Annotated in this window: 10 protein-coding genes; 6 read left to right on the plus strand and 4 right to left on the minus strand. The window is 61.3% G+C overall.

Features of this window, described 5'->3' with window-relative positions; translation table 11 throughout:
• Positions 1 to 217: 217 nt before the first annotated feature.
• The 3 genes from ettA (at position 218) to IC231_RS01350 (ending at position 4,301) form a co-directional block, all read left to right on the plus strand.
• On the plus strand, positions 218 to 1,885 hold the full coding sequence (ettA, locus tag IC231_RS01340; protein WP_190782825.1) for an energy-dependent translational throttle protein EttA: 1,668 nt from the start codon (positions 218 to 220) through the stop codon (positions 1,883 to 1,885).
• 187 nt (positions 1,886 to 2,072) lie between these two features.
• Complete coding sequence (locus IC231_RS01345; RefSeq protein ID WP_190782826.1) at positions 2,073 to 3,143, plus strand: Fic family protein; 1,071 nt, start codon at positions 2,073 to 2,075, stop codon at positions 3,141 to 3,143.
• A gap of 210 nt (positions 3,144 to 3,353) precedes the next feature.
• Positions 3,354 to 4,301, plus strand: a complete 948-nt coding sequence (locus tag IC231_RS01350; RefSeq protein ID WP_190782827.1) for an HNH endonuclease — start codon at positions 3,354 to 3,356, stop codon at positions 4,299 to 4,301.
• Between the two features lie 83 nt (positions 4,302 to 4,384).
• On the opposite strand, the gene IC231_RS01355 is transcribed toward IC231_RS01350, so the two are convergent.
• The 3 genes from IC231_RS01355 to IC231_RS01365 form a co-directional block, all read right to left on the minus strand.
• A complete protein-coding gene (locus IC231_RS01355) occupies positions 4,385 to 5,113 on the minus strand; it encodes a hypothetical protein (protein WP_190782828.1) in 729 nt (242 codons plus the stop codon).
• Between the two features lie 423 nt (positions 5,114 to 5,536).
• Complete coding sequence (locus IC231_RS01360; RefSeq protein WP_190782829.1) at positions 5,537 to 6,496, minus strand: SMP-30/gluconolactonase/LRE family protein; 960 nt, start codon at positions 6,494 to 6,496, stop codon at positions 5,537 to 5,539.
• An 84-nt stretch (positions 6,497 to 6,580) separates the two neighbouring features.
• Positions 6,581 to 8,173, minus strand: a complete 1,593-nt coding sequence (locus IC231_RS01365; RefSeq protein WP_190782830.1) for a family 43 glycosylhydrolase — start codon at positions 8,171 to 8,173, stop codon at positions 6,581 to 6,583.
• A gap of 478 nt (positions 8,174 to 8,651) precedes the next feature.
• On the opposite strand from IC231_RS01365, the gene galK reads away from it, so the two are divergent.
• Positions 8,652 to 9,818 carry a galactokinase gene (gene galK, locus IC231_RS01370; RefSeq protein ID WP_190782831.1) on the plus strand — a complete coding sequence of 389 codons (1,167 nt, stop codon included), beginning with the start codon at positions 8,652 to 8,654 and terminating at the stop codon, positions 9,816 to 9,818.
• A 79-nt stretch (positions 9,819 to 9,897) separates the two neighbouring features.
• On the plus strand, positions 9,898 to 10,950 hold the full coding sequence (locus IC231_RS01375) for a UDP-glucose--hexose-1-phosphate uridylyltransferase (RefSeq protein WP_190782832.1): 1,053 nt from the start codon (positions 9,898 to 9,900) through the stop codon (positions 10,948 to 10,950).
• 18 nt (positions 10,951 to 10,968) lie between these two features.
• Here IC231_RS01375 and IC231_RS01380 read toward each other — a convergent pair whose 3' ends face one another.
• Positions 10,969 to 12,579 carry a Na+/H+ antiporter gene (locus tag IC231_RS01380; protein ID WP_190782833.1) on the minus strand — a complete coding sequence of 537 codons (1,611 nt, stop codon included), beginning with the start codon at positions 12,577 to 12,579 and terminating at the stop codon, positions 10,969 to 10,971.
• Positions 12,580 to 12,798: 219 nt separating this feature from the next.
• Here IC231_RS01380 and IC231_RS01385 point away from each other — a divergent pair, with 219 nt between their 5' ends.
• Positions 12,799 to 13,206: a hypothetical protein gene (locus IC231_RS01385; RefSeq protein ID WP_190782834.1), complete on the plus strand. Its 408-nt coding sequence runs from the start codon at positions 12,799 to 12,801 to the stop codon at positions 13,204 to 13,206.
• The last annotated feature ends 112 nt before the right edge of the window (positions 13,207 to 13,318 follow it).

Here is a 13,318-nt window from a genome sequence, read left to right on the forward strand (position 1 = left end):
TTCGCTGCATCCAATGACGGTAGCAAACTCCATCGGGGCTGCCTACCTTTGATGAGGCAGGAGGGCCGTCAGACGGTTTTTCTCCGAACGTAAGCCTGATTCTGAAGGTTAGGCCCGGCGTTCAGGGTAAAAGTAAACTGCCTGAAAATAGTGTTTTCCGGCCAACCGTCCCGCGTGTTGGCCATTTGCGTCACGCTTCTATCATACCTCTTTTCGCATGAGCGACCAGCCCACCATTATTTTCTCGATGGCCGGGGTAAGCAAGATTTACCCGCCTCAGAAACAGGTTCTCAAGAACATCTACCTTTCTTTCTTCTACGGTGCCAAAATTGGCGTCCTCGGCCTCAACGGCTCGGGTAAGTCGTCGCTGCTGAAAATTATTGCCGACGTTGATAAGCAGATTCAGGGCGACGTGGTGTGGTCGCCGGGCTATTCGGTGGGATACCTGGAGCAGGAGCCGCAGCTCGACCCGACCAAAACCGTACTCGAAGTAGTGCAGGAAGGCGTGGCCGAAACCGTAGCGCTACTCAAGGAATTCGACGAAATCAACGAAGCCTTCGGGGCCGAGGACGCTGACTTCGACAAGCTGCTGGAGCGCCAGGGCACCGTGCAGGAACGCCTCGACCAGCTCGATGCCTGGAACCTCGACTCCAAACTGGAGCGCGCCATGGACGCCCTGCGCACGCCCGAGGCCGATGCCATCATCGGCAACCTCTCGGGTGGTGAGAAGCGCCGCGTGGCGCTGTGCCGCCTGCTGCTGCAGGAGCCCGACGTGCTGCTGCTCGACGAACCCACCAACCACCTCGACGCTGAAAGCGTGCTGTGGCTGGAGCAGCACCTGCAGCAATACAAAGGCACCGTCATTGCCGTAACCCACGACCGGTACTTCCTCGACAATGTGGCCGGCTGGATTCTGGAGTTGGACCGCGGCGAGGGTATTCCGTGGAAAGGCAACTACTCTTCGTGGCTGGAGCAGAAGTCGAACCGCCTGGCACAGGAAGAGAAAACCGAGAGCAAGCGTCAGAAAACCCTGCAGCGCGAGCTGGAATGGGTGCGTATGGCCCCGAAAGCGCGCCAGGCCAAGAGCAAGGCCCGCCTCGCCGGCTACGACAAGATGGTGAACGAGGACTCCCGTGAGAAGGAGCAGAAGCTGGAGCTGTTCATTCCGGACGGTCCGCGCCTGGGTTCCCAGGTGATTGAGGCCGAAGGGCTGCGCAAAGCTTTCGGCGACAAGCTGCTGTTCGATGGATTGTCATTCAACCTGCCGCAGGGCGGTATCGTGGGCATCATCGGGCCGAACGGCGCCGGCAAAACCACCCTCTTCCGCCTCATCACCGACCAGATGCAGCCGGATGCAGGCACGTTCGTGGTCGGCCCCACGGTGCAGACGGCCTACGTCGACCAGCAGCACGACACGCTGGACCCCAACAAATCGGTGTTCGAAACCATTTCGGGCGGCACCGAAACCATGCTGCTGGCCGGCCGCCAGGTGAACTCGCGGGCCTTCGTGAGCAACTTCAACTTCCGCGGCGGCGACCAAGAGAAGAAAGTGGGCATGCTCTCCGGTGGCGAGCGAAACCGCGTGCACCTGGCCACCACGCTCAAGCAGGGCGCCAACCTGCTCCTGCTCGACGAACCCACCAACGACCTCGACGTGAATGCCATCCGGGCGCTGGAAGATGCGCTGGAGAACTTCGCCGGCTGCGCCGTGATTATCAGCCACGACCGGTGGTTCCTGGACCGCCTGGCCACCCACATCCTGGCCTTCGAGGGCGACTCGCAGGTGGTATGGTTCGAGGGCAACTTCTCTGACTACGAAGAAGCCAAGAAGAAGCGCCTCGGCGACGTGGAGCCCAAGCGGGTGCGCTACCGGAGCCTGAACTAAGCCGCTGACTGACAAAGCAAAAATGCCACGGGACGCTGTTCCGTGGCATTTTTGCTTTGCCTAATCAAGGTTGGCCGCACTGTATGTAAAGCAAACCCGGATTTTCTTTACATATCTTTCAGTATATGATAAGCAAACCGTGCTTTGCTTATCATATACTGTTTTTGTCTATCATCCTACTGCCCCTATGGCAACGTCTCCTTTGTGGCAACCTGCCGATTTGCCTCCCCGCGAGGAAATAGAAACGCGGGCTGTTTTGAAAAAACTGGCGTCGGCCCGTGGGGCGTTGGCAGAGCTTAAAGGCGTATCGAAAACAATTCCTAACGAAGGAATTCTACTCAATACCCTGCCCTTGCAGGAAGCTAAAGACAGCTCGGCCGTGGAAAACATCATCACCACGCACGACGAGCTTTTCAAGGCGGCTCTACAAACAGAAAATATCAAGTCGCAAGCCGCCAAGGAAGTAAGCAACTATGCCGCCGCCCTGCGGCTGGGGTTTGGGCTGGTGCAGCAGTATGGCTTTCTGAGCGTGAATCATCTGGCCCAGATTCAGGGGGAACTGGAGCAGAACAACGCGGGGTACCGGCGTCTGCCAGGCACCACCCTCAAAAACCAGCTGGGTGCGGTGGTGTATACACCGCCTCAGGACTCGGCCGAGATGATGCGGCTGATGGGTAACCTGGAAGCCTACCTGAACGACGACACCCTGAGCGACGCCGACCCCTTGGTGAAGATGGCGGTGCTACACTTTCAGTTCGAGAGCATTCACCCGTTTTATGATGGGAATGGTCGCACGGGCCGTATTCTCAATATTCTATATCTGGTACTGAAAGGGCTGCTCGATATTCCGGTGCTCTACCTGAGCCGGTACCTTATCCGCCACAAGGCCGAATACTACCAGCACCTGCAGCAAGTGCGCGACACCGGTAACTGGGAGCCGTGGTTACTGTATATGCTCGACGGGGTGGAGCAAACGGCCCGCGAAACCATCACGCTGATCGGAAACATGCGGGAGTTGATGCAGCACACCAAGAAGCAGCTGCGCAACTACCGCTTCTACAGCCAGGACCTGCTCAACAACCTGTTCCGGCACCCCTACACCCGCATCGAGTTTGTACAGCAGGAACTGGGCGTAAGCCGCATTACCGCCGCCGCCTACCTGAACCAACTGGCCACCGATGGCCTGCTGCAAAAGCAGAAGCTAGGCGTATCGAACTATTATATCAACCAGCCCCTGTTCGACTTGCTGGCTCAGTGATGCTGTGAAACACTTCTCCGACTACGAGGAAGCCAAGAAGAAGCGCCTCGGCGACGTAGAGCCCAGGCGGGTCCGGTACCGGAGCCTGAACTAACGAAAAAGGATGTAGGCAAAAGCGCCGCCGGAACTGCTTCCGGCGGCGCTTTTTCGATTGCAGAAGGTCAGCGGTGAGCCTACCGGACTGCATGTTCGCTACCTTTAAAGCCACCTATGACCACCGACCTCGCGTTTTATCTCACCCGTTTCCGCAAGCTCAAAGTCAGCCGCCTTGGCGGCGAGGAAGCGCCGTACAAGCCTGCGCTACTGCTGGCGGTGCTGGAAGGAATTGAAGAAGGCAGTATTCTCGCCAATCAGATTATCATCACTCCCGAGCTGCTGGCTGCGTTTCAAAGCAACTGCCGCGACCTGAGCGTGTCAGGGAGGTTCCGGGCCAACAACTTCGCCCTGCCCTTCTACCACCTCACCGGCGACGGGTTCTGGCACCTGCACACTTACTCCGGCCAGCCACTCCAGCTCACCACATCCGGCTCCCCCCGCAGCCTGGGCCACCTGCGCGCCATGGTCGCCTACGCCGCCTTCGATGCGCCGCTGTGGCTGCTGCTACAGCAGGCGGCCACCCGTCACCTGTTTCGGGAGGCCCTGCTGGACCGCTATTTCTCGCAAACCCGGTTTCGCTACCGTCCCACCGCCGGGCCCGATACTCTGCGCGACCTGGGCCAGCAGATGCTGGAAGAGCCTGCCGCCGTTTACCAAACCCACCTCAACCTCGCCGACGAAGTGGAAACCGCCGTGCGTAGTGCTGTTTTCAAGCGTGAAGTACTACGAGCCTACAACTATACCTGCGCTATTTCCGGCCTAGAGCTTATCAGCACCGGCACCAGCGCCGTGGCGCCCCTGCTCGACGCCTGCCACATCATCCCTTGGTCGCTCAGCCACGATGATACCATTGGCAACGGACTGGCCCTCACGCCCACCCTGCATCGAGCCTTCGACCGCCACCTGCTTCGTATTGATGACGGGTACCGCGTACGGGTAGCTAGTTCCTTCCGCGAGCTGCGCGGCGCAGAACATGGGCTGCTGCAGTTTGAAGGGGAGAAGCTGCGACTGCCCGAGCGGTCCGAGTGGTGGCCCCGCACGGAGGCATTGGCGAATAGATAAGAAAGTCGGTTCAACTTCACCAAAACAGCCCCGCCCGCACTGTGGCGGACGGGGCTGCTGGTTTCGGCAGCACTACCCGAAGCTTACGCCACGGGCGAAGTAGTACCATTGGTGCTACCCTTCGCGGCTTGCTTGGCGGCTTTGCGGGCCTTGGCGGCAGCGCTGCGGCCGTAGCTGGCGTCGTCTACGCGCATGGCTTCGCGCAGGCGGGCATAGAGCAGCGGGTGCGTATCCACGAGCAGCTCAGTGGCCGGTTTGAAGTCGTCTTTGAGGTAGCGGTTCAGGTCCTGAATCAGCTGGGTAGTGGCGGCGGTAGTCACCTTGCCCGCCTCGGTAGCCGTTTTGGGCTTGTCGATGCTGGCGTCGTAGGTCTGGGCACCGGCGGACAGCTTCTGCACGGCAGTCGCGTCCAGGTTGTAGTCCTTCAGGCTGCTCACGCGCTGCGTGGCCGCTTTGCTCACGGCCTGCGCCTGCTCGTTAAACAGCAGCGCGCTCAGGTTGCGGTACTCGCTGCGGTTGCGCAGCAGCGTGCGGGCCGCCTCCAGGTTGCCCTCTTTCTTGTAGAGCAGATACAGCGCGTTGGCGGCCTTCACGAGCCCGGCCGTCAGCTCGTCGCGGTTGAGGCCCTTCTGCTCCGTCGCGCCCCCCGACTTGCGCCGCGGGCCCACGCCACTCACCAGGTCCAGCTTCTCTCGAAACCCGTCAGCGGCCTCCTTGAAAGCGGCCACCGCCTGCACTTCCTGCGGATATTCATCTAACACTTCTACCACCTTGCGGTGGCGCAATACCTGGGCTGCTTGCTTGCGGTCCATATAACGAATGAAAAAAAAGTGGAAAATTGTATTACGCTGGGAATATGGGCATCCACCGCGTTATTTCCTAGTTCCCGGCCTTTTCCCGTGCTGCCGATGACCTTCCCGAAGCCGCGGCCGCCTTTCCCGCGCCTGAGGGCAGCTTTCTGGCGCTGGCCGTTAGCGTTTCAGCGTCCGCCGGCCGCCTTCCCACACTCGCCGGTCCCGTTCCCGCACCCGCCGCGCCCTTTCCCGGGTGCGCCGCCGCCGTTCCTGCTCCCGCCGATAGGATTTCTTCAAGCGCCGGTCGCCTTACCGCTACCGCGGAAATGCTTCCCGCAACCGCCGGATTGCTTCCTGATACCGCCGAAATCCGGAAGTAAAAAGCCGCCGGACTTCCCGGCCAATCTGCCCGGCAACCTACTCGCAGGCTAAGCCCAACACCTACTGCACACCCCGCACCCGCATCGGCAGCACGAACACCGCTTCCGAGGCCGTAATAAACAGCGTGCTTCGGTCGGCCCCCCCGAAACAGACGTTGCCGGTCCACTCTTCCGGCACTTCGATATGCTGAATCTGGCGGCCGGTGGCATCGAACACCGTGACGCCCTTGCCGGTGAGGTACACGTTGCCTTCGGTATCGAGGGTCATGCCGTCGGAGCCTAGTTCCACGAACAGCTGGCGGCCGGAGAGGCGGCCGTCGGGGGCTATCTGGTAGCGGTAGGTTTTGTTGGCTTCGATGTCGGCTACATACAGCTGCTTGCCGTCGGGCGTGCCGATGATGCCGTTGGGCTGCTGCAGCTTATCATCCACCACGAACGGCTGGCTCTGGCCTTTGGGCAGGCAATACACCTTCCGGCCGCCCAGGCTGGGGTCGGGCGCCGTGCGGGTCCAGTAGTCGCGCTGGTAGTAGGGGTCGGTGAAGTAGATGGCGCCGGTAGTGGGGTGGACCCACAGGTCGTTGGGGCCGTTGAGGCGGCGGCCGTCCACGTCGCGCAGCAGAATGGTGCGCTTGCCATTAGGCGCAATCGACCAGAGCTGGTTGTTCTCATCGGCGCAGGCCAGCAGGTTGCCCTGCGCATCAAAGTACAGCCCGTTCGCCCGGCCCGACTTCTCCAGAAATACGCTGAGCTGCCCGTCGGTATCATACTTCCAGATCCTGTTGTTGGGCTGGTCCGTGAAGAACACGTTGCCGGCCTTGTCCACGGCCGGGCCTTCCGTGAATTTGAACTGCCGTGCCACCAGCTTCGGGGTAGCTTCGCCGGCGGCCAGGTTGCGCTGCGCCGGCTCGCCGGTCGTCTCTGTCGTGGTCGAGGACGACGCGCAGGCGCCAAGTACCAGGCCGGCCAGCAGCAGCGCCGCCAGCGAAGGATAGCTGATAGGGAGGAAGGAGAACAACGACATCGTCAGGCGGAAGAGTGGCGGATACTGGTACAGACGCAATTCCAGGCCCTGTTGTTGCCGGCCAAACCAGGCCTCCCGAACTGCCTAGCGCAGGTTCCGCAGCGAAAATCGCCGGAACGTTACCGTTGCGGTTTCCTCGCCCTGCGCAAGCAGCCCGACCCGTACGCCCCGGTCCCAGGGTGGCAGGTAGGTTCCGTTGATGGCGTATTCGTCGGCGCGCAACGGGTGCCAGAGGTTGCCTTGGTTGAGGCTATAGGAGAAACGGAAGCGGCTGCCGCCCCAGCACTCCAGCCGCAGGCCCAGCGTAGCGCACGGCTCCTCGAAGATGACTTCCAGCAGACGCTGCTTTTTGCCCATTCGCACCAGCCAGAGCTGCAGCATATTGTCGCCGGCTACCAGGGCCAGGACATTATATGGGTCGCCGATGGCACCGAGGCCGGCGAAAGTTCCCTGGGGTAGCGTGGTAGCATCCAGCAGTACACTGGTAGCATAGGTGGCGGCGTAGGTGCGCTGGGCCAGCACGGCTCCCAGGCGGGCGGGGCTGGCTCCCAGGCGCAGCTCGCCGTCGGCTATTTCGAGGTGGGGCAGGCTACCTATCGGCCACTGCCAGCCCAGGCCCAGCGTGTCACCCTCAAAATTGTCGGTCACGTTCATCACGCGCATGTCGGCCAGTGGCGCGGCCTGCGGGCTGTTGTTCACGAACTGAGGCCAGCCCTCGTCGTTCCAGGTAAACTCGCTGAGCAGACCCTGGCGCCCCACAAACTCGTGGCTGTTGGCGTGGTAGGCGTGGTGCAGCAAAAACCAGCGGCCGTCTTTTTCGGTCACGGTGCCGTGGCCGGGGCATTTCCAGGTGCTGTTGTCGGTGAGGATGGGGTTTTGCGGGCACTTCTCCCACGGGACCAGCAAGGTGCGTGAGCGGGCCACTCCCTCGGCGTAGGTACAGTACTTGCCGCAGCACGCATTGCCGGCATAGAACATGTAGAAATAGCCATTGTGGCGCACCATGGCCGAGCCTTCCACCAGCGGCCCTTCCCAGGGTGCGTCGTTGCGGAACAGCTCGTGGCGCGGCCCCACCAGCGCCAGCCGCTGCTCGTCCAGCTCCTGCGCCCAGAGCGGGGTGGCTTCGCCGCGGCTGTTGCCGTCGTTTTTCCAGACCAGGTGCAGCACGCCGTGCTCGTCCCGAATCGGAAATCCGTCGATGGAGCCGGCTTCTTCGCCCACCAGCGGGCCGTGGTCGGTGTAAGGGCCTTCGGGGTGGTCGGCGCTGGCTACGGCCACGCAGAGCATGCCGCCGCGCCGGCGGGCCGTGTAGTAGAGGTATACTTTGCCGCCTTCCCAGAAGATTTCCGGCGCCCAGAAGTTGGAGTCGCACCACTCGGGCAGGCGGCCCGGAAACACGTGGCTCACCAGCTCCCAGTGCAGCAGATCCGTGGATTTGAAGAGCGGAAACACCGCGCCCCACTCCGCCGACGTAGCGCTGGCCCAGTACGTATCCCCGATTTTGGCAATGGTCGGGTCGGGGAAGTCGCCGGGCAGTACCAGTTGGTCGTAGCTGATGCGGGCCGGCGCCACCGGGGCCGTTGTGGCAGTGCCAGAGAGAAACGGCTGCGGACGGTCGACCAGCAAAGGCATGGCCGGCGTTGGAACGAGAGTTCCGGATTCCAGTTCGAAAGACAAGGCAGAGAAGGGTTAGGTGGGAACGGCGCCTACTCAACAAGCGGTTTGAGGCATTGCCCACCGCGCAGGTTCTCGGTGGATTGGGCGGGCAGAGTGCCGGTCGGCTGCTTGTTTGTTTTTGGTACTTACAGAAGAAAAGTTGTGCCTGAAAAAAGTGGCCCCCGGCAGCGCCGAGACAGGACGAAGCCGAATCGGAAAGTTGCGGACGACAACAGCGGTAAGCGGCTTAGCCGCTGACTGTTCAAAGGTATTGAAACCAACAGAAGGCTAATCAACGGCGGCCGGTTTTTTGTCCGGAAGGCTGCCCAGGACGATAAAAGTGCGTGGCCGCCCGATGAAAGAATTTGCACTCAATAGCTATAGCCCAACGGTAAGCCAACGGATGAGCTAAGAAACCCGGCATGGTTTGCTCGGCCGGAAAGTGCTAAATGTGCGTAGTTTTAGGCGTACCCCTGCACCCCCAACGCCCCTCCGCTCTATGTCCACTGCCGCCGAAATTTCCGCCACGTTTCAACAACAGTTCGGGTACGCAGCGCCATTGCTGGTGCGGGCTCCCGGCCGGGTCAACCTCATCGGCGAGCATACCGACTATAACCAGGGGTTTGTGCTGCCAGCCGCCATCGACAAGGAAATCTACTTCGCCATCGGCCTGACCCAGGGCACCGACATCCGACTGGTGTCGCATGACCTGCACGACTCCTGCACCATTGCCACCGACCAGGTGCACCGCACCGGGACGCAGTGGGCCAATTATCTGCTGGGCGTGGTGGCACAGCTGCAAAAGCGCGGTGTGGAGATACCCGGCTTCGACTGTGCATTTGGGGGCAATGTGCCCGTGGGGGCCGGGATGTCGTCGTCGGCGGCGGTGGAGTGCGGGCTGGCTTTTGCCCTGAACGAGCTGCTGCACCTGGGCCTCGACAAGATGACGCTGGCCCACGCGGCCCAAAAAGCGGAGCATGAGTACGCGGGCGTGCTGTGCGGCCTGATGGACCAGTTTGCCAGTCTGTTCGGGCGCCCCGGTTCCGTCGTGCGCCTCGACTGCTGGTCGTTGGACTTTGCGTACTATCCTTTCAATACCGACGCCTGCCGCCTGGTGCTCTGCAACTCCGGCGTGAAGCACAGCCTGGCCGACTCCGAATACAATAAGCGCCGCCAGGAGTGCGAGCGGGGCGTAGAAGTTCTGCGCCGCCACTACCCCGAAGTGCAAAGCCTGCGCGACGCCACCATGACCCAGCTGGAAACCCACCGCGACGAGCTGGGGCCCCTCACGTTCCGCCGCTGCGCCTACGTGGTGCAGGAAAACCAGCGCGTAATAACCGCCTGCCAGCATCTGGAACAGCAGGATCTGGCCGCTTTCGGGCAGCAGATGTACGCCTCACACGCTGGCCTGCGCGACGACTACGAGGTAAGCTGCGAGGAGCTGGACGTGCTGGTAGAAGCGGCCCGTACGGTGCCCGGTGTGTACGGCTCACGGATGATGGGCGGCGGTTTCGGCGGCTGTACTATCAATCTGGTAGCCCCCGACCAGGTGGAAAACTTCATCCGACAGGTCGGGGCCGCGTATCAGCAGCGCTTCGGCCGCGACCTGGAAACCTACCAGACGAGCATCGTGGGGGGCGTATCGGAAATAGCAAGCAACGGATAATAAGCAGTGAACAGGAACAGCAGCTTTGGGCTACGGCTGGGTTGTCACTCCTGTTAGTTCATGATTAATACACTACTACATGGCCACTTTCGATAGTACTGAGCACGCACACCGCCGTTTTAATGCCCTCACCGGCGAGTGGGTGCTGGTGTCGCCGCACCGTTCCAAGCGGCCCTGGCAGGGCCAGCAGGAAACCCCCGAGCCAGAGGTTCGCCCCGCCTACGACCCCACCTGCTACCTCTGTCCCGGCAACACCCGCGCCGGAGGCATCCTCAATCCTGAGTATACCTCTACATTCGTGTTCGAAAACGACTTCGGCGCGCTACAGCCCGAGGTGCCGACCGGGGGCATCGATGAAGGCGGGCTGCTCCGCGCCGAGGCCGAGTCGGGGGTGTGCCGCGTCATCTGCTTTTCGCCGCGCCACGACCTGACGCTGCCTGAAATGGACACCGCCGCTATTCGCGAGGTGGTGGACCTGTGGGTGGCGCAGTACCAGGAGCTGGGCGCCCGGCCTGATATCAACTACGTGCAGATTTTCGAGAACAAAGGCCAGGTAATGGGCTGCTCGAACCCGCACCCGCACGGCCAGATCTGGGCGCAGCGCACCGTGCCTACTGAGCCCGCCAAGGAAACCGTGCAGCAGCTGGCCTATTTCGAGAAGCACGGCCGCACGCTGCTCAGCGACTATCTGGAAATTGAACTGCGCGAAAAACAACGCGTGGTGCTGGAAAACGAGCATTTTGTGGTGCTGGTGCCGTTCTGGGCCGTGTGGCCCTTCGAAACGCTGGTAGTAGCCCGGCGGCCGGTGCAGGACACTGCGCAACTGACCGAAGAAGAGCGCACCGCCCTGGCCGATATGCTGCGCCGCCTCACCATCCGCTACGACAACCTGTTCCAGATTTCCTTTCCGTATTCGGCCGGCCTGCACCAGCGCCCGACTGATGGGAAGGAGCACCCCGAATGGCACCTCCACATGCATTTCTACCCGCCGCTGCTGCGCTCGGCCACCGTGCGCAAGTTTATGGTGGGCTACGAAATGCTGGGCAACCCGCAGCGCGACATTACGCCGGAGTTTAGCGCAGAGCGCCTGCGCACCCTGCCGGAAGTGCACTACAAAAATGCGGCCGAGTAGGAGCGGGGCAGGGTGCGTTTAGTGCGGCATATGGCTGATTTTGGCTTCGTCCAGGTCGAGCTGGGCTTCCTGATGGCGCAGCATTTCGTCCTCGAACACTCCTTCCCGGCGCAGTGCAAACAGCTCTTTCCGCTGCACCTGTAGCACATCAAGTAGTACCTGGTGGTAGCGCTGCAATGCTAGCCGCTTCGACTCATCGTAGTCGAGGGCTTCCAGCAGGTTGCCGGTGCGCTGGGCTTCGGCATGCATGCGCTGGTGCAATGCCCTGATCAGCTCGTTTTCCTGCATATCAGAGGTGTAATGCTGCCCCATGTGGGCCAGCGCTACGGTGCGCAGCCGCAGCCGGATACCGGCTTCCTGCTCGTCGGTCGGTATAGCCTGGCTGTCGTATTCGGAGATGCGCGTGAAGCGGATGATAGCCGGCAGCGTGAGGCCCTGGAATACCAGCGTGACGAGAATGACGACGAAGGTGATGAACAGGATCAGGTTGCGCTGCGGAAACGCCTGGCCGCCTGCCAGCAGCAGCGGCACCGACAGCGCCGAGGCCAGAGACACCACGCCCCGCATGCCAGCCCACCCAATAATAAGTGGGCCCTGCCAGCCGGGGCTGGGCTCAGAGGTGCGAATACTGCGGCTGAGCCAGCGCGGTATGAATGCCGCCGGATACATCCACAGCAACCGGATAATGATGACGATGCCACTGATACTCAGGCCATAGGCAATAGCCTGTTTCAGAGAGTAGTTGCCCAGTCCTTCCACGGCTACCCGCAGCTCCAGCCCAATCAGAATGAACACCAGCCCGTTCAGAACGAAGCCCACGCTGGCCCACACGCTGGTAGACTGCAGGCGGGTGGCGGCATCGAAGACGCGGTGCGAGTGGTAGGACATCAGCAGGCCGCCGCTTACCACGGCCAGCACGCCGGAAAAGTGAAATTCCTCGGCCAGCAGATACATCGAATAGGGCGCAATAAACGTCAGAGCCGTGTTGATGCTGGGTGTGGTGGGTAGGTAGCGGTGGATGAGGTAGAAGCCCTGGCCGACCACCAGCCCCACCAGCAGGCCCATGCCGCTCACCAGCAGAAACGTGGCGGCGGCCTGCTGCCACACAAACGTGCCCGACACTACCGCCGCCAGCGCAAACCGAAACACAATCAGGCTGCTGGCATCGTTGATCAGGCTTTCGCCCTGCAGAATGGCCGTCACGCGGCGCGGCACTTTCACGCCCTTCAGCACCGATGTGGCCGCTACGGCATCCGGCGGCGAAATGATGCCGCCCAGCAGAAACCCCAGCGGCAGCGTGAAGCCCGGAATCATGGCCCGCGACACGTAGGCGACGATGGTGGACGTGAAAAACACCAGCCCGAATGCCAGGAGCCCGATGGGCCGTTTCCAGCGCCAGAAGTCCTGCCACGACGTGTACCAGGCCGCTTCGTAGAGCAGCGGCGGCAGGAAAATCAGGAAGATCAGCTCATGGTCGATGACGATGTGCGGCAAGCCGGGCACCAGGCTCAGCGCCAGCCCGCCCAGCACCAGGAAAATGGGGTAGGAGATACGCAGCTTCTGCCCCAGCATCACGAGCAGGAGCATCACGAACAGCAGACTCAGGACAAGCAGTATGGTTTCTTGCATAAAAAGCGGGGCGCCGGCCGGGCGAAGACTCAGAAGTATTCCGCCCGAAAAGGTAGCGGTTCGTAGGGAAAGCAGGCGGCTCTAAACGGCACTTACCACAGGCGGGGAATGTTTTTGTGTAGCTACATGTAGTTTACTGCTACCAGGTGCAGCAAGCTCCTCGGTATTCTATCTTTAGCTGATACCGAATGGTGGGGTAAGCAGAAAGTCCGCTTTTTTATGCAGTTAGAGTACATACTTCAAACCGAAGGGCTCGTCATCGGCTACGACCACGACAACCAGTGGCTGTACGTTGACTGGCGAGGGGAACACACGAAGGAAAGCTCCTGGGCTGCCTGCCTGCAGATGCTGGAAGTAATGCAGCTGTGGCACTGCGAAAAAATCCTCAACGACAACAGCTCCATCACGCACCAGACGGCGGAGCTTTCGGAAAGGTCGTTTGGGTGGCTGGAGCAAATGCGGCTGGCCGGCCTGCGCTACATGGCCTGGGTATATCCGCGCAACTTTCCGGCCCGCAAGCCGTCCGAAGAATCGTTGCAACTCATCCGCCGTCCGCTGGTTGCTACCTTCGACGACGTGGCCTCGGCCTGCCTCTGGCTCCGGCGGCAGCAGAGTACACTGAAGTAGGACCGCTTTCTTCCCGGCGTAGTCTTGCTCACCCGCTACCCCTTACCTTGCATCTGCTGCACGTTAGTCGGGTGTGGCCTGTGGAGGTGTTCGTGCAGTTGTACGCGTTTGA

Origin of the sequence: Hymenobacter duratus, from assembly GCF_014698995.1 — a bacterium.
GTDB lineage: Bacteria > Bacteroidota > Bacteroidia > Cytophagales > Hymenobacteraceae > Hymenobacter > Hymenobacter duratus.

Bases quoted from the DNA above. Each gene is read 5' to 3' on its own strand.
- ettA (WP_190782825.1), top strand. From the start codon at position 218: ATGAGCGACCAGCCCACCATTATTTTCTCGATGGCCGGGGTAAGCAAG.
- IC231_RS01345 (WP_190782826.1), top strand. From the start codon at position 2,073: ATGGCAACGTCTCCTTTGTGGCAACCTGCCGATTTGCCTCCCCGCGAG.
- IC231_RS01350 (WP_190782827.1), top strand. From the start codon at position 3,354: ATGACCACCGACCTCGCGTTTTATCTCACCCGTTTCCGCAAGCTCAAA.
- IC231_RS01355 (WP_190782828.1), bottom strand. From the start codon at position 5,113: ATGGACCGCAAGCAAGCAGCCCAGGTATTGCGCCACCGCAAGGTGGTA.
- IC231_RS01360 (WP_190782829.1), bottom strand. From the start codon at position 6,496: ATGTCGTTGTTCTCCTTCCTCCCTATCAGCTATCCTTCGCTGGCGGCG.
- galK (WP_190782831.1), top strand. From the start codon at position 8,652: ATGTCCACTGCCGCCGAAATTTCCGCCACGTTTCAACAACAGTTCGGG.
- IC231_RS01375 (WP_190782832.1), top strand. From the start codon at position 9,898: ATGGCCACTTTCGATAGTACTGAGCACGCACACCGCCGTTTTAATGCC.
- IC231_RS01380 (WP_190782833.1), bottom strand. From the start codon at position 12,579: ATGCAAGAAACCATACTGCTTGTCCTGAGTCTGCTGTTCGTGATGCTC.
- IC231_RS01385 (WP_190782834.1), top strand. From the start codon at position 12,799: ATGCAGTTAGAGTACATACTTCAAACCGAAGGGCTCGTCATCGGCTAC.